Annotated in this window: 19 protein-coding genes; 15 read left to right on the forward strand and 4 right to left on the reverse strand. The window is 39.5% G+C overall.

The genetic code is table 11. The annotated features are described in order from the left end of the window. From MQE36_RS08105 to MQE36_RS08130, 6 genes are all read left to right on the forward strand, one after another. Window positions 1-1,593, forward strand: coding sequence for a RagB/SusD family nutrient uptake outer membrane protein (locus MQE36_RS08105; protein WP_242938656.1), 1,593 nt, complete (start codon window positions 1-3; stop codon window positions 1,591-1,593). Window positions 1,594-2,144: 551 nt separating this feature from the next. Continuing rightward, on the forward strand, window positions 2,145-2,801 hold the full coding sequence (locus MQE36_RS08110; RefSeq protein WP_242938657.1) for an RNA polymerase sigma factor: 657 nt from the start codon (window positions 2,145-2,147) through the stop codon (window positions 2,799-2,801). A 70-nt stretch (window positions 2,802-2,871) separates the two neighbouring features. After that, window positions 2,872-3,933, forward strand: coding sequence for a FecR family protein (locus MQE36_RS08115; protein WP_242938658.1), 1,062 nt, complete (start codon window positions 2,872-2,874; stop codon window positions 3,931-3,933). A 22-nt stretch (window positions 3,934-3,955) separates the two neighbouring features. Next, a complete protein-coding gene (locus tag MQE36_RS08120; RefSeq protein WP_242938659.1) occupies window positions 3,956-7,324 on the forward strand; it encodes a SusC/RagA family TonB-linked outer membrane protein in 3,369 nt (1,122 codons plus the stop codon). Window positions 7,325-7,387: 63 nt separating this feature from the next. Then, window positions 7,388-8,938 carry a SusD/RagB family nutrient-binding outer membrane lipoprotein gene (locus tag MQE36_RS08125; protein WP_242938660.1) on the forward strand — a complete coding sequence of 517 codons (1,551 nt, stop codon included), beginning with the start codon at window positions 7,388-7,390 and terminating at the stop codon, window positions 8,936-8,938. A 416-nt stretch (window positions 8,939-9,354) separates the two neighbouring features. Then, complete coding sequence (locus MQE36_RS08130; RefSeq protein ID WP_242938661.1) at window positions 9,355-11,904, forward strand: phosphocholine-specific phospholipase C; 2,550 nt, start codon at window positions 9,355-9,357, stop codon at window positions 11,902-11,904. Window positions 11,905-12,072: 168 nt separating this feature from the next. On the opposite strand, the gene MQE36_RS08135 is transcribed toward MQE36_RS08130, so the two are convergent. After that, complete coding sequence (locus tag MQE36_RS08135; protein WP_242938662.1) at window positions 12,073-13,344, reverse strand: UDP-N-acetylmuramoyl-tripeptide--D-alanyl-D-alanine ligase; 1,272 nt, start codon at window positions 13,342-13,344, stop codon at window positions 12,073-12,075. 67 nt (window positions 13,345-13,411) lie between these two features. After that, the gene (gene gldJ, locus MQE36_RS08140) at window positions 13,412-15,058 is read right to left on the reverse strand and encodes a gliding motility lipoprotein GldJ (protein WP_242938663.1); all 1,647 of its coding nucleotides are present in this window, start codon (window positions 15,056-15,058) and stop codon (window positions 13,412-13,414) included. Between the two features lie 374 nt (window positions 15,059-15,432). Here gldJ and porV point away from each other — a divergent pair, with 374 nt between their 5' ends. The 9 genes from porV (at window position 15,433) to MQE36_RS08185 (ending at window position 24,902) form a co-directional block, all read left to right on the forward strand. Continuing rightward, window positions 15,433-16,581 (forward strand): type IX secretion system outer membrane channel protein PorV, encoded by a 1,149-nt coding sequence (gene porV / locus MQE36_RS08145; protein ID WP_242938664.1) that lies wholly within the window; start codon window positions 15,433-15,435, stop codon window positions 16,579-16,581. A gap of 1 nt (window position 16,582) precedes the next feature. Beyond that, window positions 16,583-17,068 (forward strand): cytidine deaminase, encoded by a 486-nt coding sequence (gene cdd / locus MQE36_RS08150; RefSeq protein ID WP_242938665.1) that lies wholly within the window; start codon window positions 16,583-16,585, stop codon window positions 17,066-17,068. A 263-nt stretch (window positions 17,069-17,331) separates the two neighbouring features. After that, on the forward strand, window positions 17,332-18,330 hold the full coding sequence (gene pdhA, locus MQE36_RS08155) for a pyruvate dehydrogenase (acetyl-transferring) E1 component subunit alpha (protein WP_242938666.1): 999 nt from the start codon (window positions 17,332-17,334) through the stop codon (window positions 18,328-18,330). A gap of 6 nt (window positions 18,331-18,336) precedes the next feature. After that, window positions 18,337-19,956, forward strand: coding sequence for a pyruvate dehydrogenase complex dihydrolipoamide acetyltransferase (locus MQE36_RS08160; protein ID WP_242938667.1), 1,620 nt, complete (start codon window positions 18,337-18,339; stop codon window positions 19,954-19,956). Between the two features lie 91 nt (window positions 19,957-20,047). Further along, window positions 20,048-21,010, forward strand: coding sequence for a M28 family metallopeptidase (locus MQE36_RS08165; RefSeq protein ID WP_242938668.1), 963 nt, complete (start codon window positions 20,048-20,050; stop codon window positions 21,008-21,010). Continuing rightward, window positions 21,003-21,692: an SDR family NAD(P)-dependent oxidoreductase gene (locus tag MQE36_RS08170; protein ID WP_242938669.1), complete on the forward strand. Its 690-nt coding sequence runs from the start codon at window positions 21,003-21,005 to the stop codon at window positions 21,690-21,692. The genes MQE36_RS08165 and MQE36_RS08170 overlap by 8 nt, the downstream gene beginning before the upstream one ends. A gap of 10 nt (window positions 21,693-21,702) precedes the next feature. After that, window positions 21,703-22,299 (forward strand): SprT-like domain-containing protein, encoded by a 597-nt coding sequence (locus MQE36_RS08175; RefSeq protein WP_242938670.1) that lies wholly within the window; start codon window positions 21,703-21,705, stop codon window positions 22,297-22,299. 59 nt (window positions 22,300-22,358) lie between these two features. Continuing rightward, window positions 22,359-23,438, forward strand: a complete 1,080-nt coding sequence (locus MQE36_RS08180) for a mannose-1-phosphate guanylyltransferase (protein WP_242938671.1) — start codon at window positions 22,359-22,361, stop codon at window positions 23,436-23,438. 3 nt (window positions 23,439-23,441) lie between these two features. Continuing rightward, window positions 23,442-24,902 (forward strand): DUF389 domain-containing protein, encoded by a 1,461-nt coding sequence (locus tag MQE36_RS08185; RefSeq protein ID WP_242938672.1) that lies wholly within the window; start codon window positions 23,442-23,444, stop codon window positions 24,900-24,902. A 25-nt stretch (window positions 24,903-24,927) separates the two neighbouring features. On the opposite strand, the gene MQE36_RS08190 is transcribed toward MQE36_RS08185, so the two are convergent. Together MQE36_RS08190 and MQE36_RS08195 are read right to left on the reverse strand one after the other, a co-directional pair. Then, window positions 24,928-25,695: an ABC transporter ATP-binding protein gene (locus MQE36_RS08190; RefSeq protein WP_242938673.1), complete on the reverse strand. Its 768-nt coding sequence runs from the start codon at window positions 25,693-25,695 to the stop codon at window positions 24,928-24,930. A gap of 78 nt (window positions 25,696-25,773) precedes the next feature. Continuing rightward, a complete protein-coding gene (locus tag MQE36_RS08195; protein WP_242938674.1) occupies window positions 25,774-26,511 on the reverse strand; it encodes an MlaE family ABC transporter permease in 738 nt (245 codons plus the stop codon). Window positions 26,512-26,661 lie beyond the last annotated feature (150 nt).

Genomic DNA, 26,661 nt, shown 5'->3' on the forward strand with positions numbered 1-26,661 from the left:
ATGAAAAAGTACATAAATAAAATATTATTGTTGTTCCTTGCGATTTCTGCTACAAGTTGTGGCGATGATTTCCTAGAGCAACAGCCGTCAGATAGACCAACAGAAGATGTTCTGTTCAATTCTGTTGAAGGAGCTCAGATTCACTTAAATGGTATTTATTCATTACAGAACTATTACTACGGTGAAGGAACCAGAGGGATCCTGATCTCTGATGTGATGGGTGATGATGCATTGGTTATATCCAGTAATAACTATAGCAGGTATGTAGGTGAGTACCGTTATAATTATACGGTAGAGAGTAGCAGGGCGTATGAACTTTACTACTATAGCTACAGAACGATTTCCAATGCGAACTTGTTCTTGAACCAAATTGATAATATCGAAGGCGATCAGGCCAAGATTAACGACCTGAAAGCTCAGGCACTTTCTTTAAGAGCATTTGCATATTTCAGTCTTGTTAGATGGTTCGGAGAAACAGCTTATACAGATGATCCTAATGGTCGCGGTGTGCCGATCAATACAACAGTAAACAGTTTAGACGGATATAACATCCCGAGGAGTACTGTCGGAGAGGTGTACCAGCAAATTGTTTCTGATTTATCAGAAGCTGAGCAGAACAGCCAACCGGCCGATTATAAAGGATTTATCGATGCAAGTGCTGTAGCTGCATTACAAGCCAGAGTTTACCTTACTATGGGCGACTGGGCCAATGCTTCTAAGTACGCTAAAAAAGCCTATGCAGGATTTACATTAATTGATGAACAAACATACTTAAGTGGGTTCAATAGTACTAATGCTGAAGTAATTTGGGAACAAAGATTCATTGATAGTGATACCAATATCTTCTTAAGTATTCCATCATTTACTTATACTAGTGGTGATATCACTTTCGGAGATAGCAACGGAGATAATGTAGTAGACGGAAATGACGTAAATGCATCGACTCCGGGAGCTGATTTTGTATTTGGTTATAACAGTTTAAGGGTAACTGAATACCTGATCGAACTGTTTGAAGATACAGATTTCAGAAAGAAAATGTTCCCTGTGAATTTAGATCCTAACGGAAACATGATCGGAGATGTATCTCCGGACAAGAAATATGCTCAGTACGGTGCTGCAGATGGTTATTTGACAACAAAGTATAAAAGTGTTAGCTCTTTGGGTACAGGTGACTTCCCTAGAATCCGTGCCGCTGAAATGTATTTGATCGAAGCCGAGGCTGAGGCTAATATGGGGAACACTGCTGCTGCTCAAGCTGCATTGCTTAAAGTTCAGCAAAGAGCCGATAATACAGTTACTGCTGTAACGACTACAGGACAGGATCTTTTAGATGAGATCTACGTGGAAAGAAGAAAAGAATTGTTCTATGAAGGACATAGATTCTTTGACCTTAAGCGTCTTGATCAGAATTTAGATAGAACTGCTTCTGATAAAGATCACTGGTCTGATTTTACGCTTACTGGTATTAGTAATGATAAGAATATCATTCAAAGAAACAGTGTAACTAAGCGTTTTTGTCTTCCGATTCCACAAGATGAAATTAATGCAAATGAGGCATTAACTGACGAAGATCAAAACGAAGTATACAAGTAAGACTTGTAGATACTAATTAAAAGAATCCCGCAAAACAACTGTTTTGCGGGATTTTTTCTTTATATAAACTAGCTTGCAAGCTCACGAGAGGGCCGAGCGCAAAAAAAAGGTACAGCCTATCCTTATAGCTATGCGGATAAATCATAAATCTCGATTATCGGGTAAATCAATGAAAGTGCTGAATAAAGAATGCTTTAGAGGGGCATATACGAAAGAATAAATTCCCTCCTGAACAAACATCAAGGGTTTGTAGATACTCTGTTTCCCTATACGGATATTCCCTGCATGTTGCTGTCATATTGGGAATTTGCCCTTGTTTTACTGATCTGTGATCCCGATTGTATATTGACTGGTTATACGTCAGTTTTTTAAAAATTGAACCTGTAATTTTATTTCTCGCAATTTTCAGACTTAATCCTTTTGTGTTCGAAACATCGGAAAGAATGAAAAAAACAATTAGAAAATAAATTACTTTCGTATTTGTTTTATTTTTTATATTAGCCCTGGATTATCGGTTGTAGCTGAAAACCATAATCTTAGAGGAATATCATATGAAGCTCACACCGTACAAACTTATAAACAATCCGGATCAAGAAGCTGCAACTGTCTTCAGAGAAGAAGAGCTTATTGGCAGAGATGGATATACAGGTAATTACGATGCTTTGAAAGATCCGGATCTATGGAAGCTCTTTTTAGATGGAGATGAAGGGGCTTTTGTTAAGATCTATAATGATTATTTCTTTACCTTATGTAATTTTGGGATTCAGTATACAAATATAGAAGTTGTAAAAGATGCTGTTCAGGATATGTTCATAGATCTTCGAAAAAAAAGAAGGCATCTTCCTAAAATTAAAAAGTCATTAAAGCTGTTTTTATTCCAGTGCTTAAAGAGACGACTTTTAAACATATTAAAAAAACAAAGTCGCCTTTCCGTTCCTGATAAGGAATGTGAAGAATTCGGTTTTCATAAATCTCATGAAGAGGTGATAATACTGAACCAGGGACAGAAACAAGATATCGACCGGCTGGAAAATGCTTTAGGCCGGCTGAATAAAAAACAGCGGGAGGTAATATATTATTATTTCTATCAGGGGATGGGTTATGAAGAAATCCAGGATCTAATGGGATTCGATAATATTAAGTCTGCCAGGAACCTTGTTTATAAAATTATCAAAACACTTCGCAAAGGCTTCATTTTTCTTTTTTAAAAAAAAAGTATAAAAAAACTGATGTCATTTTATTTTTTCTGTTGTCTACTGTTTGAAAAGCAGAGATAAATTGAAAAAAGTCAAACACGATATTAAGTTCTTTCTAACAAATCCTTCGTTTGTTAAGTGGATTAACAATTCGAATGAGGAAAGCGATTATTATTGGAAAAAATGGATAGAAAGTCACCCGGAAGACAGGTCGGCCTTCTATGCAGCCAAAGCTATTGTTGAGCGAATGGACTTTAAAGTTGCCAGGGTAACGGGAGAAGACAAAGAGCGCATCCTCGAAAACATCCTTAAGGAAGAAGGTAGTGAACATTATACAGAGGTTCCTCAAAGAAAATATCAGCTGGTAAAATTCAGAAAACAGATTACACAAATAGCTGCAACGGCAGCCATCCTGTTTGGTCTTGCATATTACTTCATCGAACAAACCTATATAAATCATACAGAGCAAGAGGTTTCTAAAGTCTACCAGGTTACCAGGCAAACAGAAAGAGGGCAGCAAAAAAAAATAATACTTCCCGATGGAACAAGCGTTCTTATGAATGCCTCGACAAGTCTTACGTATTCTTCAGATTTTGGGCGAGAAAAAAGAGAAGTTGTACTCAATGGGGAAGCCTATTTTGATGTTACCCATAATCCGGATGTTGAATTCATAGTAAAGAGCGGAAATATTTCTACAGTAGTGCATGGAACAGCATTTAATGTATATGCATATCCCAATGAGGAAGTTATAAATGTTGCTTTGGAAAGAGGTTCGGTGGCGATTCATGGAAATGAAGGACTTCACGAAGATCCGGTTTTTATCCGTCCCGGAGAAAAATTGGCTGTTACAGGAAACCTCTCGAATTCGGTTAAAAGTAAATTCAATTACATCGAAGAGTTTGGCTGGAAAGAAAGAGTATTGGTGTTTAAGGATTCGGGGATTAATGAGTTTATCAATAAACTGGAAAGATGGTATAATGTAGATATAAGTGTGGTAGGTAGTTCAGATGAAGATTGGAAGATCAATGGTTTATTTAAAAAGCAGGGTCTGGAGAATGTACTGGAAGGCTTAGAGTTTGCCAGAAAGGTAAAATATACCGTTAAAGAGGATAAAGTAATAATATATACAAGTGTGAGTAATTAAAAACAACCAAACCTAATTAAGTATGAGACAAAAGAAGTTAATGTATTTTCTGAAGCGGGGTATTTGCCTGGTTTCAATAATGTCACAGACACTGATGTTTGCAGGGAAGTCGGGAACACAGAACCATTCGGAACTAGACAACACAATTGTTACAATTAAAGAGCAAAACAGCACCCTGAAAAAGGTGTTTAGAGCCATTGAGGCTGAAACGAATTTTAATTTTTTTTATGATAAGAATGTTGTAGATGTAGACAAAAAGGTCTCAATAGTAAAGTACAAGGCGAGTTTAAGGAATATTTTACTGGAATTGTCTGAGAAGGTAGATCTTAAATTCAAACAAATAGACAATGTTATTAACGTAAACCTTCGCGATAAGACGGATGTCCCCCAGGAAATTAAAGTAAAAGGAAAGGTTACTTCAGCAGTAGACGGATTGGGTATGCCAGGCGTTACTGTTATGATAAAGGGAACTTCTTCAGGAACCACTACAGACTTTGACGGTTTGTATGAAATCAATGTGCCGGCTTCGACATCTGTTTTAACATATAGTTATTTAGGATTTGTAACCGTTGGTGAAACTGTCGGAAACAGGACGAATATAGATGTTGTGCTACAGGAGGATACCCAGCAATTGGATGAAGTGGTAGTAACCGCACTAGGTATTAAAAGGGAAGAAAAAGCATTAGGTTATGCTGTACAGAAAGTAGGAGGAGAAGAAGTACAGGCTGTAAAAGGAGTAGACGTGGCAACATCCCTGACCGGTAAAGTTGCAGGTTTGTGGATACAGAACAGTACCGAGTTTAATAAAGCACCTGATATTCGCCTTAGAGGGGGTAGTTCTAATCCTTTATTGGTTATAGACGGGGTGCCTTATGGAAATATGAACCTTAATGATGTGCCGTCTGATGATATTGAGGAAATGAGCGTCCTGAAAGGAGCAACAGCATCAGCCTTATACGGAGTTAGAGGTAGAGGGGGAGCTGTTATTATCACTACCAAAAGTGGAGGTAACGGAATAAGTGTAAACAGCAACCAAATGTTCTTTGCCGGATATCTGGCATTGCCGGAAGTACAGTCGTCTTATAGTGCCGGTTTAGGGGGTACCTATAGTGCTACGGATTATGTTTGGGGAGATAAACTTGATATCGGAACCATAGCCGAGCAATGGAATCCGGAAACCAAGCAACTGGAAGACATGCCGCTCACCTCAAGGGGTAGAAATAACTTTAAGGACTTTCTGGAGCCGGGGGTTATAGTAAATAACAATGTAAGTTTTGCAAGAACCGGTGAAGTTGGTTCTGTCAGGACATCGTTTACCCACGTCATGAATAAAGGACAGTACCCGAATCTAAAATTGAACAGGCTAAACCTTAATGTATCGGGTAAACTGAATTTGACGGATAAGTGGAATCTTAAAGCCAATTTGGGATACAATCGCAGTATGACACCTCAGACAACAGGAGCTGGCTACGGCGACCAGGGATACATCTATCAAATATTATTATGGACAGGCCCGGAATATGAACTAAAAAAATACAGGGACTATTGGAGTGTTCCGAATGAAGAACAGAACTGGCATTATAATGCCTGGTACGACAACCCCTACCTGATAGCTTATGAGAAGTTAAATAGCGACGAGCAAAATTTAACCAATATTAACCTTACTTCTGAATACAAGCTTTTTAAAGGAGCTAAGTTGACCGCAAGGCTTGGGTACGATTTTTATTCCAATGAAAATACAAGAAGAAACCCGCCCGGAATCAATTCTAACAGGGGTTGGGATGTTAACGGTATGTACAGTCAAAACCAGTATAGAGGGTATAGTTTAAACACGGATGTTTTATTGAACTATGGAAAGAAAGATGTATTGTTTGAAGATTTCGATATAGACCTTACAGGAGGTTTTTCCATGTATAAATGGGAGGATCAGCGTTTAGGAGCTTCGACCAGGGGAGGTATTGTGGTACCCGGAATTTATTCACTGAGAAATTCTGTAGAACGCCCTGATGTTTCTTTTTCTACATCGAGAAAACAAGTAAACAGTGTACTCGGATTGGCATCGTTCTCTTATGCAGATGCAATTTACCTGGATATTACCGGGCGTAACGACTGGAGTTCAACTTTGGCAGCATCGGAAAGGTCTTATTTCTATCCGTCAGTAGGAGGGAGTGTGTTATTGAGTGAATTAGGGGTTAAGCCTTCATGGTTGGATTTTTGGAAAGTCAGGGGGTCGTGGACGATCTCTAAACAAGATATCGGGGTCTATGAAACCAATGTTAATTATAGTGTGAGTCAAGGGGTATGGAACGATTATAATACCGCGGCTTATCCGGCTACGATTAAGACCAGTACGGTTAAGCCTGAGGTAGACAGAACCTGGGAAGTGGGAACCGCTGCCTATTTTCTTGACAATCGTTTAATGCTGGATGTCGCCTATTATAACATCTATACCTACGACAGGCAGATCGATGCCGGAATATCCAGGGCTTCAGGTTTTACAAGTACTAAAATTAATATTGATGAGACCCTGGAAAGAAAAGGTCTGGAGATCTCGTTGAATGCCGGAATTATTAAGAAAGAGAACTTTACTTGGGATGCTTCGGTAAACTGGTCGAAAACCCATCGCTATTATAAAGAACTGGATCCGTTATATTCTCAGGATGCATTATGGGTTAAGCCTGGCCACAGGGTTGATAATTATACTGCTTCTGATTGGCTTAGAGATCCTAACGGAAATATCATACACGACGACGGAGGTAGGCCTGAAAGATCGAGATACGGATCACTTCTGGGGTATACCGACCCGGATTTTATCTGGGGTTTTTCCAATACATTAACGTATAAGAACCTGAGTTTTCGTGTAAGTTTTGACGGACGTGTAGGCGGAAAGCTGTTTAATTACACTTCGTACAAAATGTGGGATACGGGATCTCATCCGGATACCGATAATGCATGGAGGTATGATGAAGTGGTAAACGGGAATAAATCCTATATAGGGAACGGGGTAAGAGTAGCTTCAGGAGAGGCGACATATGACCAGTATGGCCGTATTGTAGAAGATACCAGGGTTTTTGAGCCTAACGATACCCCGATTTCGTATGAAACCTACGCAAGGAATTTCGGAGACGGGTCTCTGGGAGTTAAAGATCCGACCTTCATTAAATTAAGGGAATTGGCAATAGGTTATACCCTGCCTAAGGAACTCAGCGAAAAATGGGGTATAAATCGTGCCAGCATTGCGTTAACTGCCCAGAACGTCTTTATGTGGACAAAGGAATTTGAGTTTGCAGATCCTGATTTCAATTCAGATAGCCAGCTTTCCTCTCCATCTCAAAGATTTGTGGGATTAAATATAAAATTCCATATATCAACGGACAAGTCTAAAAAATAAAAAGTAAAAAAGAAGATCAAATGCTTTAAAGTTTTGATCTTCAAAAACTTAAAAAATAAACAGATGAAAAGTATATTCAAAAAACGATTCCTTGCAGGTGCAGCAGCCTTTCTTTGCCTGTTTAGCTGTGCCGATCTGGATAAAATAAATACGAATCCGGATGGTATTAATACAGTATCGTCGCAAATGCTTGCTACAAAGCTGATACTCGATATCACAAGAACAGATATTAGCTCGACAAAAGGATTTATGAGGCATTTTATGCTCGACAAGTATATTCTATGGAGTGAATTTGCCGAAAGTCCGCAATATAACGACTTAGGACGGGTAGGTTTTGGAACCTTGCCGAGATTGATAGATGCAGCAAAAATGATGGAAATAGCAGAAGCTTCAGGTATCGATGAGAGCGAAAAGAACTCTTATTTGGGATTGGCACATTTTATAAGAGCCTACAACTTTTTCTATCTTACCATTAAAGTAGGAGACATACCCTACAGTGAAGCATTGATGGGTGAAGATGAGAATCATGTAAAACCTAAGTACGATACGCAAAAAGAGGTGTTTCTGGGGATTTTGGACGAGTTGGAGCAGGCAGACCAGCTTTTTGCCAATGGTTCTTCTTTTGATGGCGATATTATATATGATGGAAATCCGGTTCAATGGAGGAAAATGGTCAATTCTTTCGCATTGCAGGTATTGATAAACCTTTATAAAAAAGAAGGAGACAGCGATCTGCAGGTGAAACAACGATTCAGCAATATTGTTGCCGGCAAACCGATCTTTGAAAGTAATGACGATAATTTTAGCTTGGTGTATTCGGATGTAGAAAATCAAAAATATCCGTTCTTTAAAGATGGTAACCAATTTACTATTTACCCTGTGGTATCCAGTGTATTGATAGATAAACTGAAAGAGTTGAATGATTATCGTTTGTTCTATTATGCAGCTCCTTCATCTGTAAAACTGGAAGGAGGACAGACAGCATCTGATTTTGATGCTTACGTCGGAGTAGATCCGGCTATTGAATATTCGGCGTTAAGTGCTATAGCATCATCAAAGGATTATTCAGATATCAACGATCGTTATAAGGAACTTCCCGAGGGAGAGCCGGTATACCTGTTGAGTAACGCCCAGGTGCAATTCATACTTGCCGAGGCAGCAGTAAGAGGTTGGATATCCGGAGATGCTGAAACATATTATAGCAATGGGATCAAATCGGCCATGCGTTTTGTAGCTGATAATACTCCTGACGATGTAGCTTATCATCACGGGATGCCAATGGATGATAGTTATATTGAAAGTTATCCGGAAACCCCTGAAGTGAAATTTGCATCCGGCATGAATGAGCAAATAGAACAGATCATAACACAGAAATACCTGTCTACATTCCTTCAATCGCCCGAAAATGCATTTTTTGAGAATAGAAGAACCGGGTATCCTGGGTTTCCGATAAATCCGGCGACCAATGAAAATCTCCCGTCAGATAAACTACCTGTCAGATGGATGTATGATTCGGATGAAGTGCGTTACAATAAAGAAAACCTTGATGAAGCCGTAAACAGGCAATACAATGGTGTCGATGACAATAATGGGATCATGTGGATCTTACAATAAGTTTCCCCGGAACGGGTCCGGCAACCTCTTAGAGGGTATTTCGGGGAAGTATGCTTAGATGGATACTAACGGATTGATTAAGGGGGAGCTCGAAAACAACGGGTTACGATGGAGCACGGAAATGCAGATGCCGCTATTGAGGGACTAGATTCGCTTGGTACCTGATGATGATAACCAAAGCTAAAGTTGTATAAAGTAACGAAGATATATTAGTAACAGGATCATACTTTTGATAATGTTCCGTATCGGACCGGACTCATGGTGTAATAAGTTAAATTTGGTTGATACTTCTTGGGAGGCTATATTCCTTCTCAAGAAGGTTGAAAAAACATTTAATAACAATGTTTTTTTATCTAAAAAGGGGATTGTTTTTTCCCCTTTTTTATTTACGATTACTTGAATAAAATAATTAATGTATGGATAATAGAAGGGACTTTTTGAAAAAAGCCGCTTTGTTGAGCGGTGGAGTCGGGGTGTCTATGACGTTTCCTCCTTCAATACAAAAGGCTTTGGCTATAAACCCTAATGAAGGGACTACTTTTGAAGATGCTGAACATATTGTTTTGCTGATGCAGGAAAACAGGTCGTTCGATCATTGTTTCGGAACTTTAAAAGGTGTTCGGGGATATAACGATCCAAGAGCAATTAACTTACCAAATAAAAACCCTGTCTGGTTGCAAAGTGACAAAGCCGGAAATACTTATGTGCCATTCCGGTTAAATATGAGAGAAACCAATGCCACCTGGCTGGGAGACCTTCCCCATTCGTGGGAAAATCAGGTAGACGCACGTAATAACGGTAAATATGACAAGTGGCTTGAGGCTAAAAAGTTGTGGAGAAAAGAATCGCGGCATATACCGCTTACATTAGGACACTATAACAGGCAGGACATCCCTTTCTATTATGCTTTTGCCGATGCCTTTACAGTATTCGACCAGCATTTCTGCTCATCGCTTACCGGAACTACAACGAACAGGTTGTTTTTTTGGACAGGAACTCATAAAGGATCGCCGGAGGCCCTTTCTAATGTAAGGAATTCTGAAGTGTATTATAATAAAGAGGCTAAATGGAAAACGTTTCCGGAACGCCTGGAAGAAAACGGGATCTCGTGGCGGGTGTATCAGAATGAAGTGAGTATCCAGACTGAACTGAAAGGAGAGGACTCTTCATTACTGGGCAATTTTACCGATAACAACCTGGAATGGTTTACTCAGTTCAATATCCGATATGCCGAAGGTCACCAGAAGTTTTTGAAGAAAAGATTCTCAGAATTACCTTCAGAAATAGAAGCCTTGAAAAAACAGATTGAAAGATTGCCGAAAGGACAGGTTCAGAAACACGAAAATGAACTGGAAAAGAAGCAAAAACAATATCAGAAAATTAAAGAGGAATTAGCAGTTTGGAATCCCGATAATTATGACAGGCTTTCTGCTTTTGAAAAAAGCATACATCAGAGGGCGTTTACCACAAACAGTAGCGATCCCGATTATTTAAAAACAGAGCCCCAGATTTATAACGATAACGGAACAAAGAGGGAATTTAAAGTCCCTAAAGGAGATATTCTTCATCAATTCAGAACCGATGTAGACTCGGGTAATTTGCCAACAGTATCGTGGTTGGTAGCACCTCAGAAATTTTCGGACCATCCGAGTGCACCCTGGTATGGAGCATGGTATGTTTCTGAAGTTCTGGATATACTTACCAAGAATCCCGAAGTATGGAAGAAAACAATTTTTATCCTTAATTACGATGAAAATGACGGGTATTTCGATCATGTTCCTCCATTTGTAGCACCTGATCCAAGACATAAAAATGCGATGTCTGAAGGACTAGATACCAGAGCGGAATATGTAACTATAGAGGAAGAACTTAAAAAAGAAGGAATGAACCCCGAATATGCCAGGGAGAGTCCGGTAGGTTTGGGATACCGGGTGCCGCTGGTAGTAGCATCGCCATGGACTAAAGGAGGATGGGTAAATTCGCAGGTGTGCGATATAACTTCCACCATTCAGTTTATGGAAAAGTTTTTGAGTAAAAAAACCGGTAAAAAATTAGAAGAGACAAATATCAGTAGTTGGCGAAGAACTGTTTCGGGCGACTTAACATCGGCTTTTAGGCCATACAACAGCTCGGAATTCAACTTTGATAATTTTGTCGATAGGAATGAGTTGATGCAGGAGATATATAGTGCCGGCTTTAAGTCGCCGCCGTCAAATTTTAAACCGCTTGGCACTAATGAAATAGAGCAGGCCAGGCAAGACCTGAGATTTTTGTCGCAAATGCCGGTTCAGGAAGAAGGAATAAAGGATTCCTGTGCATTGCCTTACGAGTTGTATGCAGACGGAATACTGGATAAAGAGAGCAGGTCTTTTAAAGTTTCGTTTACCGCAGCCGACGCTATTTTTGGGAGTAATGCTTCCGGAGCCCCGTTTAATGTATATGCGCCGGAAAAATATTTGCAAAAAGATGCGGATGGAGGCGAATCGTTTCAGCCTGTTAAAACATGGGCGTATGCTGTAAAGGCAGGCGATAGGGTTTCTGACGATTGGCCATTACAGAATTTTGAAGACAATAAATACCGCCTGAAGGTATATGGGCCTAATGGCTTTTACCGGGAGTTTTCCGGGTCTGTAAATGACCCTGAAATAACTATGGAATGTACTTATGAAAAAACCGGAAGATTCATTAAAAAACTATCCGGGAATATAGTGCTTAAGCTGACCAATAACGCTAAGAAGAAGCTTAAAATAACCATTAAAGACCATGCCTATAAAAATCCGGAGAAAAAGGTAGTGTTAAAAAAAGGAGCGTTTGAAGATGTAGTAATCGAGTCGGCTAAGAGTTACGGATGGTACGACTTTTCAGTATTGGTAGAAGGCGATGAACAATATGAACGAAGGTTTGCAGGCAGGGTAGAAACCGGGCAGGCGTCTAAAACCGACCCTTTTATGGGAAGGGTGATGTAAAGCTCAGAAAAACTTGCTCCGCTAAGTATCCTGATTTAGCGGAGTAACGACATCATGCGGCTACCGCACGATTTTATCACCCATAATAGCTTTTTTGGTACGCGATACAGTAGCGCACCAACGAGGGCGGAAGGTTTACGCCGGCGTAAGAAACATTCCAAAGTGGTTTTACAAGAATTCTAAAATCCGTTCAAGGGCCATTCCTCTTGAGCCTTTAATAAGTATTGAGCTGTTTTCCGGTTTATTGGCCATGAGGTATTCTTTCAGGTCTTCGAAGGTTTTGAATTTTTTAGATGAAGAATTGGTAGAAAAGAAATTATTGCCCACGAGGTATAAGCCTTGTAACTTCTTTTTCAATGCCAGTTCTGCGATATGCTGATGCTCTGTAGCTGATTCATGGCCAAGTTCGAACATATCGCCCAGAATAGCGATTTTATTTTTATCATCCATTTGTGAAAAGCTTTCGAGAGCAAGACTCATGCTGCTTGGATTGGCGTTATAGGCATCCAGAACGACTTTATTATTCCCTTTTCGTATAATTTGAGACCTGTTATTAGATGGAGTGTATGAAGCAAGGGCTTTTTGAATGGCTTCAGGAGCTATCTTAAAGTAGGTGCCAATAGTTATTGCGGCCGCAATGTTTGGGAAATTATATTTTCCGATGAGGTTGGTTTGTATTTGCAACTTTTCGAAGTCCACGGAAACAAACGGGTTATGTGATGTAAGTGAAATAATTACATCGCAGTTTGATGTATCTCCGAATGAATAAGTGTTTTGGTAAGATTTTAATAAATCTGATTGCTTAGAATCGTTAGCATTGTAGAATATGGTTTTGTTGCCCGATATGAGGTAGTTGTACAATTCGCTTTTACCTTTTATAACACCTTCCATTCCGCCAAAACCTTCGAGATGAGCCTTCCCGAAATTGGTGATATATCCGTAGTCTGGTTCTGCAATATTGCATAAAAAGCCGATTTCCTCTAAATGGTTTGCGCCCATTTCTACAATTCCGAGTTCAGTATCCTTGTTCATGGACAGCAACGTAAGCGGAACCCCGATATGATTGTTAAGGTTCCCGATGGTTGCAGTAGTATTGTACTTTTGAGACAATACGGCATTAAAGAGTTCTTTTGTGGTGGTTTTTCCGTTGCTACCGGTAAGGGCAACGACAGGGATGGTTAATTGTTTTCTGTGGTAATTGGCGAGCTGTTGTAGTGTGTGTAAAACATTGCCGACCAGTATGGTGTTTTTGACCGAGTACTGAGGGTTATCTATAACAGCATATCCGGCACCCTTTTTTAAAGCTTCCTCAGCATATGCGTTGCCATCAAAATGATCGCCTTTAAGAGCGAAGAAAAGATCTCCTTCTTCTATTTTTCTGGTGTCTGTGCAAACCTTGTTGCAATTCAAGAATACATTATATAGATCTTCAGTTTTCATGAGATAAAAGTATAAAAAAAAGCCCTGTTCCGAACAGGGCTTGATATTGTCTTTTTGTTAGATAAATTTAATCTCTGGCTCTCTTTGTTCTCTTTTTTGCTTTTGACCCAACTCGCGACATGGCACATCTGAATCCTATATAATCTGTAGCCATATACTGTGGCAAATACCTTCTTTGGGCCGGATCCAGCCAGTATGCCCTGTCTCTCCATGAACCGCCTTTGTATACTCTGACCTCATCGTTGATCAACGTAGTTCTGTTGTTGGACTTATCATATTCCATAACGATACTGCCCGTAGAATCTGCTGAGATCTTATGCTGAGGAGCATCGTACATTGTGCCTTGTTTTTCACCGTCATCAAATCTTTCATAAAAGTTCCTGGTAGAACCCGGATCCCCGTCTCTGAAATTCCTGTTGTCACTTTTAGAGAAATTGGTTCTTAGATAAGTGTCTTTCTCGTCTACAGGAACCATTGCCAACTCACCAGGAAGATCTCTTGCTACGATTCTTCCATTACTTAAAGTGTCATATTTGATCTCGTTCTGAGAAACAATCTTTAGTTTGCCGTCTTTGTCAATAGACGGTTTCATATATATATTACCTCTGTAGTAATTAAAGTCATTAGCCTCGTCGTCAACGATAGGGCGGTAAACGTCAGCAACCCATTCGGCTACATTTCCGGCCATATCGTAAAGTCCGAAATCATTCGGAGGATAAGTTTTTACCTGGGCAGTAACATCTGCACCGTCATCAGACCATCCGGCAATACCGCCATAGTCACCTTTTCCTTGTTTGAAATTCGCTAACTGGTCACCAATATTTTTTCTCTTTCCCGAACGGGTATATTCGCCCTCCCACGGATATTTTTTTCTACCTCTGTAGTTATTGTATTCACGGGTTCCGACAATTGCCTGTGCGGCATATTCCCATTCAGTTTCTGTAGGTAACCTGTAATCAGGTAAAATGATACCACTGGTTCTCTTGGCAAATACATTAGTTGAATCCCTTTTAGCCTTTCCCTGTAAAGAATCGATGTTTCCTCCGTAAGCTTGTTCGGGTCTGTTCAGGTATGCCTCCGTACTGAATGTGCCGTTGATATCTCCTTGGGTAACAGCATATTTTGTATTACGAGCCAGGTACCCCTCTCTTTCTAATATATGTTCATTTACCCTGTCAGTTCTCCATTCAGCGAATTGGGCAGCTTGTACCCAGTTTACACCTACTACCGGATATTCTGCATAAGCAGGGTGCCTTAGGTAATTGTCTACCATTTCTTCGTTATAGCCTAAACGGTTTCTCCATACCAAAGTATCTGGCAATGCGCCTTGATAAATGTTCTTGTAGGCAGGGTCGTCTGGGGGGAAGACACTTTTTAACCAATCTAGGTACTCCAGATACATTACATTTGTTACTTCAGTCTCGTCCATGTAGAATGATTGAACATGCTGTTGAGTTGGTGTGTTGTTCCAATCGTGCATAACATCATCCTGCACTTTGCCTTTTACAAAAGTTCCGCCTTCAATAAACACCATTCCCGGAGGGGTTTCCTGTTCCTTAAAATTACTGTTGTACTGAAAACCACCCTCTTTGGAGTTGATTTGCCATCCAGTGGCCCTGGAGGTGTTTTTAGAAGATGAAGAGTTTTTGCATCCTGTAAAACTCGCTACAGATAAAAAACAGAGCGACAAGATTTTAATAGAATACTTTCCCATAGTTAAGATTTAGGTTGTCATAAAAACATTGTGCAATATAATAATTAACTATATAAATTCAATTTTTTAAATAAAAATATACGATGCCGTTATCGTATGACCGTGCTAATCCTTTAACGTTTATTTTGTAATTTTATTATGACGGGTGTTAATGAAAATAACATGGTTACAAGTGTTTGAAAAGTTTTGTCAGGGCTTTAAAAGACGTGTTTTTATCTGAGAGGTACGGATGTAGTGTCCGATTGTCGTAGATATAGCTGTTTTTTATAAGATATTTTGTATTCTTACGTTAAATATTTAGTGCGTCTTTCAGGCGATAATACTTGATTTAATATGACAAAAGATTATTTTTGCTTAAACTGACTTTTGAGAGTATGAAGAAAATACTAGGGCTTTTTGCAATTTGTTCTGTGGTGTATATAGGGCATTCGCAAGAAGGATATCAGGAAATAACAACAGGAGTGCCTTTTTTATTGATATCTGCCGATGCAAGGGCTTCGGGAATGGGTGATCTCGGAGTTGCAACTTCTCCAAATGCCTTTTCGCAGCAGTGGAACCCTTCAAAATATTCCTTTTCGGAAAGAGAGGTCGGTATAGGTGTCAGCTATACGCCTTATCTCAGAGAACTGGCAACCGACATCTCGTTAATGAATGTTACCTATTATAATAGATATAGTGAAAGAAGCGCTTATGCCTTTAGTTTAAAGTATTTTGGATTAGGTGAAATTTTATTCAGACAGGGGATCAACGACGAGCCTATTCCTGCCGAGCCAAACGAATTCGCTCTAGATGGAAGCTATACGCTGAAATTAAGCGAGCAGTTCTCCATGGGGGTGACCGGAAGATACATTCGGTCTAATTTGAAGTTACAGCAGATTGATGCGAATTCAAGATCCGCCAACAGCTTTGCGGTCGATGTGTCTGGGTATTATCAATCTGAAGAAAAAGTGTATAATGATTTTAACGGACGATGGCGAGCCGGATTTAACCTGTCGAACCTCGGACCTAAAATACAGTATGACGAAGGCGGACAGGAAAGTTTCTTACCTGCAAATCTGAAAGTAGGGGCCGGATTTGATTTTATAATGGATCAGGACAATACAATAGCACTATCATCGGAATTCAATAAATTACTGGTGCCAACTCCGAAGGATTTTGATGGAGACGGAGACATAGATAACACAGATAATGATTTGTATAATAATATAGATTTTTTTGAAGGGGTGTTTAAATCTTTTAACGATGCTCCCGATGGTTTCAGTGAAGAATTAAGTGAAATAACATGGGCTTTGGGAGGCGAGTATAACTACAGGGATGTTTTTGCTTTCAGATCCGGATATTATCACGAAAGCAAGAAGAAAGGAGTGCGACGATATTTCACACTGGGTGCCGGTTTTAAATTTAATAACACCACGATAGATGTCTCATACCTGTTCTCTACATCAAATGTGGCTAATCCTTTAGAAAATACACTTAGATTTGGTTTGACCTTTAATTTAGGGGAAACTTATTACCAGTATTAGGATGAAAAAATTAACGGTTAAATCAGAGTTTAGTATTTACGATACGGTCGGTGAGCTGCCGGAGGAGATCCGGCGGTTGATGGAAAAGGCAGTCGAGGTCAGAAAAAATGCCTATGCTCCTTATTCGAAATTTAAAGTAGGAGCTTCGATCCTTTTAGAGAATGATGAGGTGGTTGCAGGTAATAACCAGGAGAATGCCTCGTTCCCCTCCGGGTTATGCGCTGAACGTGTGGCTATTTATCAGGCAGGAGCCGTATTTCCAAATGTTCCGATAAAAGCAATGGCTATTTCGGCGTCTTCAGATAAGTACGAAACCGGCGAGCCGATTCCTCCTTGCGGAGCATGCAGGCAAACAATTGCAGAATACGAAATAAACCAGCGCGCACCAATCGCTATCTATTTCATGGGTAAAAGCGGTAAAGTCATGAAATCAGAATCCCTTAAAGATCTGTTACCGTTACTTTTCGATAAAAATACTTTTATTTAACAAAAAAAACGGATAAAAGCGATTTTTCATTTTTCCACTTTTTTCGAATATGCTACTTTTGTAATTCGCAATTAATTGTAGTTATTTATCTGCTTGATAAGTTACATAATCGATTAATGAAACAAGCATTGATAAGTTTTAATGGGAGTTGTGTGACTCGCACTGGAATTTTTAATGTGAGAACGAAGGCAATCACAGTGTTGTATACGGTCTCGGTTTTATAAATTAGCCTATTTAAGCAGCAATTGGTAAAATTTAAACGTGTGAAAAAAGTTACTAAAGAAGTTTACCTGAAATGGTACGAAGACATGTTGTTCTGGAGAAAGTTTGAAGACAAGCTTGCAGCAGCATACATACAGCAAAAAGTAAGAGGGTTTCTTCATTTGTATAACGGTCAGGAAGCCGTTTTAGCCGGATCTTTGCATGCCATCGATCCTAAAAAAGATAAACTGATAACAGCGTATCGTAATCACGTACAACCGATAGGAATGGGAGTAGACCCCCGACGTGTAATGGCTGAACTGTTTGGAAAAGGAACCGGGACATCTCAAGGCCTGGGAGGTTCGATGCACATCTTTTCTAAAGAGCATAACTTTTATGGAGGACACGGTATTGTAGGTGGGCAGATCCCTTTAGGGGCCGGACTTGCATTTGCAGATAAATATCAGGGAAGAGACGGAGTAACTTTATGTTACATGGGAGATGGAGCTGTACGTCAGGGTTCGCTCCATGAAACTTTTAACCTTGCCATGCTTTGGAAATTACCAGTTGTTTTTATCTGTGAAAACAATGGATACGCAATGGGTACTTCGGTTGAAAGAACTGCAAATCATACCGATATCTATAAATTGGGACTTGGTTATGATATGCCTTGTGGTCCGGTAGACGGAATGAATCCGGTAAAAGTGGCTGAAGCTGTTTCCGAAGCTGTTGAAAGAGCACGTAAAGGCGATGGACCTACATTTCTGGAAGTGAAAACTTATAGGTATAGAGGGCACTCTATGTCTGATGCACAACACTATAGAACAAAAGAAGAGGTAGAAGAATACAAGAAGATCGATCCGATTACGCAGGTGCTCGATATCATTAAGGAGAAGAAATACGCATCAAAAGCTAAGATTGATGAGATTAATAAGCGTGTAGTGGACTTGGTGAAAGAATGTGAACAGTTTGCTGAAGAATCACCTTACCCGGAGAAAAATGTAATGTACGATACGGTATACGAACAAGAAGACTATCCGTTTTTATCACATAAACTTTAATTAATAATGGCAGAAATCATTAACATGCCACGTTTGAGCGATACCATGGAAGAAGGTACCGTTGCAAAATGGCTTAAAAAAGTTGGGGACAAAGTAGAAGAAGGAGATATCCTGGCTGAAATAGAAACAGATAAGGCAACGATGGAGTTTGAATCTTTCTATTCCGGAACCTTGCTTCATATTGGTGTTCCCGAAGGGGAAACCACAAAAGTTGATGAGCTTTTGGCTATTATCGGTGAAGAGGGGGAAGATGTAAATGCCATTATTAATGGAAGCCAGCCTTCGGGAGAAGTAGAACAAAAAGCCGAAACGCCAGAAGAAGAAGCTAAGGCTGAGACGTCTGCCGGGGTGGTAACAATGCCGGAAGGTGTAGAGGTAGTAACCATGCCACGCCTGAGTGATACTATGGAGGAAGGTACTGTAGCTTCATGGCTTAAGAAAGTTGGAGACGAGGTTACCGAAGGGGATATCCTTGCTGAAATAGAAACAGATAAGGCAACGATGGAATTTGAATCCTTCTATGCCGGAACCCTATTACATATAGGAGTGCAGGAGGGAGAGTCTGCTCCTGTTGATTCTGTGTTGGCTGTTATCGGGCCAAAAGGTACAGATGTAAATGCTGTACTGAGCGCTGCAAAATCAGGAACAGCTGCCGAAGCTCCGAAAGCTAAAGCAGAAGCCCCACCAATGCCTGCTAAGACGGAACAAGTTTCAGAAAGTACACCTGCACCTGTGGTTTCGACAACTTCAGGAGGTAGGATTTTTGCTTCACCACTGGCTAAAAAGATGGCAGCAGAAAAAGGTATCGATTTGGCTACCGTAAAAGGCACCGGTGAAAGCGGAAGAATTATTAAGAAAGATATTGAGAATTATAAACCGGTTGAAACTCCTGTTTCTACAGCAACCACCACCACTGGGGTAACAACATTTGTGCCGGCAGGACAGGAAAGCGCCGAAGAGGTTAAAAACTCTCAGATGCGTAAAACAATCGCGAAAAGATTGTCTGAATCTAAATTCACAGCTCCTCATTATTACTTGACCATCGAAGTAGATATGGACAATGCAATGGCATCCAGGAAACAGATCAACAACCTGCCGGATACCAAAGTGTCGTTTAACGATATGGTGGTTAAAGCTTGTGCAATGGCATTAAAGAAACATCCGCAGGTAAATACTTCCTGGAAAGGAGATGTGACCCAATATAATCATCATGTGCATGTTGGTGTGGCGGTAGCTGTAGACGAAGGCTTGGTGGTTCCTGTATTGAAGTTTACAGACCAGCTGACTTTGACTCAGATCGGAAGTCAGGTAAAAGATCTGGCAGGGAAAGCCAGAAATAAAAAACTGACCCCTGCCGAGATGGAAGGAAGCACTTTTACCGTGTCTAACCTTGGAATGTTCGGCATTCAGGAATTTACCTCTATTATCAATCAGCCGAATTCTGCTATTCTTTCAGTAGGAGCCATCGTTCAGAAACCTGTTGTTAAAGATGGTCAGATTGTAGTCGGGAATACAATGAAAGTAACCTTAGCATGCGATCACCGAACAGTAGACGGTGCTACGGGAGCTCAATTCCTTCAGACGCTGAAAGCATACATGGAGAATCCTGTTACAATGCTTGCGTAAATAAAAAGCTAAATATATTTTTAGAAAGCTGCTTTGTTTCTCAATAAAGCAGCTTCTTTTTTTATCTTTATAAGCTAATAAACTAATTTATATGATGAAAAGAATACTTTTACTCACACTCATCGGTCTAACCACTTTTGGTTGTAAGTCTTTGCCGAATAAAAAATATGGTCCGAGAAACAATGCAGAATCAGTAACAGAAAAATCAGTTGCTGAAATTATGAAGCAGCTTTCGGCAGACGAACTGACAGGGCGTGACTCAGGAACAAAAGGTATAGAATTAGCGGCAGATTATATTGAGTATGTCTTTGCTAACAGTAAAGTAGAACCGTTCTTTCAGAGTTATAAAGACAGTCTGTCTAACTTTAAAAATGCATATAATGTAGTAGGGGTAGTAGCGGGGAGTGATCCGGATTTAAAAAATGAATATATCCTTATCGGAGCTCATTATGACCATGTAGGGATTATTGATGCTGTAGAAAACGACTCCATAGCCAACGGAGCCAATGACAATGCTTCCGGAACAACAGCCGTTATGGAACTGGCAGAATATTTCGGAAAGAAGAGAACGAACAGAAGAAGTATCATTTTTGCCTTATTTTCGGCAGAAGAAAAAGGATTGTTAGGTTCGGCACATCTTGCGCCTAAGTTAAAAAAGGAAGATATCGATTTATATGCCATGGTAAATTTCGAAATGATCGGTGTTCCCATGCAGCAGGATTATACAGCATATATAACCGGATATAACGATTCAAATATGGCTGAAAAGATGAATGAGTATGCAGAGGAGAAAGATTTAGTAGGATTTCTTCCGCAGGCAAAAGAATACAATCTTTTTAAGCGTTCTGATAATTATCCTTTTTATGAGGCCTTTAAGGTGCCTTCGCAGACGTTATGTACCTTCGATTTTACGAATTACGATTATTACCATCATGTAGATGATGAGTTTTCGGAAATAGATATTCCTCATATGACTTCCTTTATTAATAAAATGATTCCGGTTATTGAGAAAATGGCCAATACTCAAAACAAAGACATAAAATTCCATGAGTGACAAGAAAAATGTGATTATAACAGGAGTTAGCAGGGGAATAGGATTTGAGCTGGTCAAGCTTTATGCTGAAGCTGGACATAAAGTGATGGCTTTATCGAGAAATAATGAACCCGTTGCGGCTTTAAACCACCCGAATGTTACCGGGTTTTCCTTCGACCTCAGTTTAGATAATGACATAGATAAGGTAAAGGATATTCTGGAAAGGGAATGGAAAAAAGTAGATATACTCATTAATAACGCAGGAAAATTGCTAAATAAGCCTTTTGCAACTACCACAAGAAATGAGTTTGAAGCCGTTTATAAAGTTAATGTTTTCGGACTGGCAGAATTAACACGAATTGTTACCCCCTTTATGTCCAGGGAAGGTCATGTGGTAAGTGTAAGCAGTATGGGGGGGGTTCAAGGAAGTATGAAATTCCCCGGGCTTTCCGCTTACAGCTCATCAAAAGGTGCTGTTATTACATTAACAGAATTATTGGCTGAAGAATATAAAGAAACCGGGCCATCTTTTAATGTACTTGCTTTGGGAGCCGTACAAACTGAAATGTTAGCAGAGGCATTCCCGGGCTATAGAGCACCATTGTCTGCCCTGCAAATGGCAACTTATATTTTTGAGTTTGGATTAACAGGGCAGAAATATTATAACGGTAAATTGCTCCAAGTGTCTAATAGTACCCCGTAAATTTTTTTGAATGCACAAAGTGTTAAAAAAATATGTGCCGGAAAGTGCAGCCTCCCCGTGCTTTGAACTTATAAAACAAAATGGCGTACACCTTAAAGTGGTGAATGAGCGGGTAACACGCCATGGAGATTACAGGAGGTTAGAAAACGGAATGCATCAGATAACCGTTAATGCTAATTTGAACAAATACCGCTTTTTGATCACGCTGATCCACGAAATAGCACATTTGGTGGCATTTCAAAAGTTTGGCAGGCATATAAAACCCCACGGAAATGAATGGAAGTATACTTTTCAGCAGTTGATGCTGCCTTTTATCAGGCCCGAGGTCTTTCCGTTGTCATTGCTTCCGGTTCTTGCACATCATTTTAAAAACCCCAAAGCCAGTAGCGATACGGATGCCAAATTGTCTCTGGCATTGAAACAGTTTGATGAAGGCCCTGATAAAACCTTTATCTTTGAATTGCCTTATGGAAGTTTGTTCAGGATTTACAACGGCAGAATTTTTAAAAAAGGAAATAGAAAGATTAAGCGATATGAGTGCATGGAAGTGGCCACAGGGAGAATATATCTTTTTCAGCCAAATGCTGAAGTAGAACAGCTCCGGTGATGAGACCTTCCATAATGAGTGAAATCATAAGCTTGAGTAGAAAATAAATCTCTGTAAAGATGAATGAAAATTATTATGCGGTATTGATGGCAGGTGGAGTCGGTTCTCGTTTTTGGCCTTTAAGCACCCAGAATTATCCAAAACAATTTCACGACCTTCTTGGGGCAGGGCAAACACTGATCCAGAAAACGTTTTCCCGTTTAAATAAATTCATACCGAAAGAAAATATCCTCATTCTCACCAATGAACGTTATAAAGAGTTGGTGTTAGAACAGTTAAACGGGATAGCGGAAGAGCAGGTTGTTCTTGAACCGGAAAGAAGAAATACAGCCCCTGCGATATTATATGCTTCTTTAAAAATCTTGAAAAAGAACCCAAATGCTTTGATGTTAGTCGCGCCCAGCGATCACTGGATCGAAGATGAAAAAGCATTTGAGAAGAATATTAAAAGGTGTTTCAGGGAGTGTGAAGAGCGGGAAGTGTTGATGACCTTAGGGGTGAAACCAAGTTTCCCCAACACCGGATACGGCTATATTGAGTTTAAAAAGAAGTCGGGGGTCGATATTAAAAAGGTAAGACAATTTCGTGAAAAACCAGATTATGAAACTGCAAAGATCTTTTTGACCAAGGGGAACTTTTTATGGAATGCAGGGATTTTTGTCTGGAGTGTAGGTAGTATTGTTAAGGCATTCGAAAAATTCCAGCCGGAGTTATACCAGCTATTTGCTAAAGGAATGAAAGTGTATAACACTCAGGATGAAGCGGTGTTTATAGACGGAAATTACACGAATACCCCTGATATTTCAATAGATTATGCCATTCTTGAACATGCAAAAAACATCCATGTTTTGCCGGCAGGATTCGATTGGAACGACCTCGGAACTTGGGGATCGTTGTATAACGAATTGGGAAAAGATGGAAATCAGAATGCCATTTTAAATGCAAAAACACTATTAACCAACAGTAATCGAAACATCATAAAGACAGGTCCGGGAAAAATTGTCGTTATGGAAGGATTAAATGATTATATTGTGGTAGACAAAGACGAAATATTATTAATTTATCCAAAAGAAAAGGAACAGGATATTAAAAATGTTCTGGTGTCCGTTAAGCAAAAACTTGGCGATCATTTAATATAATATATGGAAGGAAATACAAATAATAATCAGGAAGAAAAAATTCAGGAAGAAAAGATCAATCAAAGTACAGACAAGGTAAAGAAGGATTTTTCGGGATTTTTAGGCAGTTTAAAAACCTTTTTAGCCGATCTTCTTGATATAAGGGGAAATACCGACCAGGAAACTACTATAGAAGGAATTAAAGGAGATATAGCATTTAAGGGACATACATCCTGGATTCTGATATGTTCCATCTTTATAGCTTCGGTAGGCTTAAATGCAAATTCCACCGCAGTTGTAATCGGAGCCATGTTAATTTCGCCGTTAATGGGACCTATTTTAGGGATGGGAATGTCGTTGGCCATCAATGATATCGACACGCTGAGAAGATCGGTAAAGAATTTTGTCGTAATGGTGGTATTGAGTGTTTTAACGGCATTTTTATTTTTTAAATTATTTCCGTTACAAGACGAATCTTCCGAGTTATTGGCAAGGACCGCTCCGGATATACGCGACGTATTGATCGCTTTCTTTGGTGGGCTCGCCCTGGTGATTGCCCGGGCAAAGAAAGGTACCATAGCAAGTGTGATTTTTGGAGTTGCCATTGCTACTGCCCTAATGCCGCCTTTATGTACGGTAGGTTTTGGCCTGGCTGTCTGGAATCTGCAATACGCCGGCGGTGCCATGTACCTCTTTATCATTAACACCATTTTTATAGGTCTGGCTACCTTTTTGGTGCTGAAGATTCTTCGGTTTCCGATGGTACGCTATGCCAATTCGGCAAGAAGACGTTTTATAGCCAGAATTGCTTCTGTTGTGGCCATTATTGTTATAGTTCCGGCCTTGTTTACGTTTTATAATGTTTGGCAGGAGTCAATGTTTAAAAAAGACGCCAACCAGTTTATTAATGAAAAAGTAAAAACCTATCAATTCTCAGGCCAGGGATACTTTTTGGATAAATACAATACAATCGAATATAACGGGGGAGATAACCCGGTTATTGAGTTGGTGTTTGGAGGAGGAGAGTCTATTCCGGATAATGTGATCCAGACATGGAGAACACAGATGGCAACCTACCCTTATCTCGAAAATGCCCATCTTGAAATCAAAGGAGGAAAAGACGATTCCGAAGAAAAATTTAAATATGTCTCTGAACTCTATGAATCTAAAAAGAGAGAGATGGAAACAAAAGATCAACGTATCTCGGTACTTGAAAATGAATTGGAAAAGCTAAGTATGTATGCTTATAATCAAATTCCATTTGCAGAAATAAGTAAAGAAGCCAAGATCAATTACCAGAATCTGGAAGAATTTGCCTTTGCTTTTCAAATGAAAACGAATTATGAAAAAACAGATACCATTCCGGTATTTTATATAAAGCTGAAAAAGAGTTCGGCAACAGCGGCCAATGAATTGGAGAAAATGAAAGAATGGCTGAAAGTAAGAACCAATAATGCCAAAGTAGAAGTCAGGCAATTAGATTAAAAAAAGGAGTTTTACACTCCTTTTTTTAATTCCTTTCTTCTATATACATCTGCCTTACCTTCTTAAACAGTTCTGATGAATATACAAAATCGGTAACGGCATCATTATCGGTTTTAAAAATCTCGTTATTGGTACCTTCCCATTCCTTATAGCCGTCTTTTAAAAAAACAATTTTCTCACCGATCTCCATTACAGAATTCATATCATGGGTATTAATAACGGTTGTAATATCATACTCCTTGGTGATTTCCTGGATCAGGTTGTCGATCAGAATGGCTGTTTTCGGATCCAGACCTGAGTTGGGTTCATCACAAAATAGATATTTAGGGTTGTTTACAATGGCTCTTGCAATGGCGACACGTTTTTGCATTCCTCCGGAAAGTTCAGCGGGGTATTTGCCGTGAGCATCTTTCAGGTTGACCCGTTTCAATACGAAATCGACCCTTTCCTTCATTTCATCATATTCTTTATGAGTAAACATTTTTAAAGGAAACATTACATTTTCTTCGACATTCATAGAATCGAATAGAGCACTTCCCTGAAAAACCATTCCCATTTCCTGCCGCAAATCCCTTTTTTCATCATCATCGAGTTCTGAATAGATTTTACCATCATATACAATCTTCCCTTGATTTGGGGTGTGTAAACCTAGTAATGACTTCAGGAATACTGTTTTTCCCGAACCGCTTTGTCCGATAATCAAGTTGGTCTTCCCTTTGTCAAAAACAGTCGAAATCCCCTTTAAAATTTCGGTCTCTCCAAACGATTTATGCAAGTCTTCTACTACGATCATAATTCAATATCAATAAATGACGAATCTTTTAATGTTAAATTTACGGGAATGTACCTTATGGTTCGTTTCCGTTTCTGATTACCCCAACATCATCTGAGTAACAATATAGTTTACTATAATGATTACAACACTGGTCCATACAAAAGATGTTGTACTGGCCTTACCGACCTCTAAAGCGCCTCCTTTCATATAAAATCCATAAAATGCAGGAATTGTAGCCAATATAAAAGCAAAAATAATAGTCTTTGTAAAGGCATAAATAACATGAAAATCCTTAAAATCTACCTGTAAGCCCTGAATAAATTCAGCACTCGTGCTATACCCGCCAAAAACGGCAGCAGACCATCCGCCCAGAATCCCGAGATACATTCCTATGGCAATGACGAATGGATAAAGGAGCAAAGCAATGATTTTAGGAAATACCAGGTAATTAAGAGCATTGATTCCCATAACCTCCAGGGCATCAATTTGTTCCGTTACCCGCATGGTGCCAATACTGGAGGTTATATAAGAGCCCACTTTACCTGCCATAATTATCGATGTAAAGGTGGGGGCAAATTCTAGTATTACCGATTGTCGGGTGGCAAACCCGACCAGGTATTTTGGAATAAGCGGATTATCGATGTTTAAAGCGGTCTGTATGGCTACTACCCCTCCTACAAAAAAGGATATAAAAATAATAATACCCAGTGAGCCGTATATGAGATCGTCAATTTCTTTTAAAATTAAAGTCCTCATGATCGACCACTTTGTAGGTTTATTGAAGACTTCCTTTATCATTAAAAAGTACTTGCCTATATTTTGAAGATACTTCATGTATAAAATTTCAGGTAATTATCAGAGAGCTATCCATCGCTACTGCATTTATAGTCAGCATGGTGAACTCTATGAGTTAAAAATAGAATAACTGAGGTAAAAATAATAATCTTAGGTGGTATTTTAACCAATAATTGAAGTGAATAATAA

It is taken from the genome of Zhouia spongiae (assembly GCF_022760175.1).
GTDB lineage: Bacteria > Bacteroidota > Bacteroidia > Flavobacteriales > Flavobacteriaceae > Zhouia > Zhouia spongiae.

What these genes read in the sequence shown, in the direction of transcription:
- MQE36_RS08195 (WP_242938674.1), bottom strand. Translation starts at nt 26,511, where the DNA reads ATGAAGTATCTTCAAAATATAGGCAAGTACTTTTTAATGATAAAGGAA.
- MQE36_RS08170 (WP_242938669.1), top strand. Translation starts at nt 21,003, where the DNA reads ATGAGTGACAAGAAAAATGTGATTATAACAGGAGTTAGCAGGGGAATA.
- MQE36_RS08180 (WP_242938671.1), top strand. Translation starts at nt 22,359, where the DNA reads ATGAATGAAAATTATTATGCGGTATTGATGGCAGGTGGAGTCGGTTCT.
- MQE36_RS08185 (WP_242938672.1), top strand. Translation starts at nt 23,442, where the DNA reads ATGGAAGGAAATACAAATAATAATCAGGAAGAAAAAATTCAGGAAGAA.
- gldJ (WP_242938663.1), bottom strand. Translation starts at nt 15,058, where the DNA reads ATGGGAAAGTATTCTATTAAAATCTTGTCGCTCTGTTTTTTATCTGTA.
- MQE36_RS08190 (WP_242938673.1), bottom strand. Translation starts at nt 25,695, where the DNA reads ATGATCGTAGTAGAAGACTTGCATAAATCGTTTGGAGAGACCGAAATT.
- MQE36_RS08130 (WP_242938661.1), top strand. Translation starts at nt 9,355, where the DNA reads ATGGATAATAGAAGGGACTTTTTGAAAAAAGCCGCTTTGTTGAGCGGT.
- MQE36_RS08175 (WP_242938670.1), top strand. Translation starts at nt 21,703, where the DNA reads ATGCACAAAGTGTTAAAAAAATATGTGCCGGAAAGTGCAGCCTCCCCG.
- MQE36_RS08120 (WP_242938659.1), top strand. Translation starts at nt 3,956, where the DNA reads ATGAGACAAAAGAAGTTAATGTATTTTCTGAAGCGGGGTATTTGCCTG.
- cdd (WP_242938665.1), top strand. Translation starts at nt 16,583, where the DNA reads ATGAAAAAATTAACGGTTAAATCAGAGTTTAGTATTTACGATACGGTC.
- MQE36_RS08160 (WP_242938667.1), top strand. Translation starts at nt 18,337, where the DNA reads ATGGCAGAAATCATTAACATGCCACGTTTGAGCGATACCATGGAAGAA.
- MQE36_RS08125 (WP_242938660.1), top strand. Translation starts at nt 7,388, where the DNA reads ATGAAAAGTATATTCAAAAAACGATTCCTTGCAGGTGCAGCAGCCTTT.
- MQE36_RS08110 (WP_242938657.1), top strand. Translation starts at nt 2,145, where the DNA reads ATGAAGCTCACACCGTACAAACTTATAAACAATCCGGATCAAGAAGCT.
- MQE36_RS08105 (WP_242938656.1), top strand. Translation starts at nt 1, where the DNA reads ATGAAAAAGTACATAAATAAAATATTATTGTTGTTCCTTGCGATTTCT.
- MQE36_RS08135 (WP_242938662.1), bottom strand. Translation starts at nt 13,344, where the DNA reads ATGAAAACTGAAGATCTATATAATGTATTCTTGAATTGCAACAAGGTT.
- MQE36_RS08165 (WP_242938668.1), top strand. Translation starts at nt 20,048, where the DNA reads ATGATGAAAAGAATACTTTTACTCACACTCATCGGTCTAACCACTTTT.
- porV (WP_242938664.1), top strand. Translation starts at nt 15,433, where the DNA reads ATGAAGAAAATACTAGGGCTTTTTGCAATTTGTTCTGTGGTGTATATA.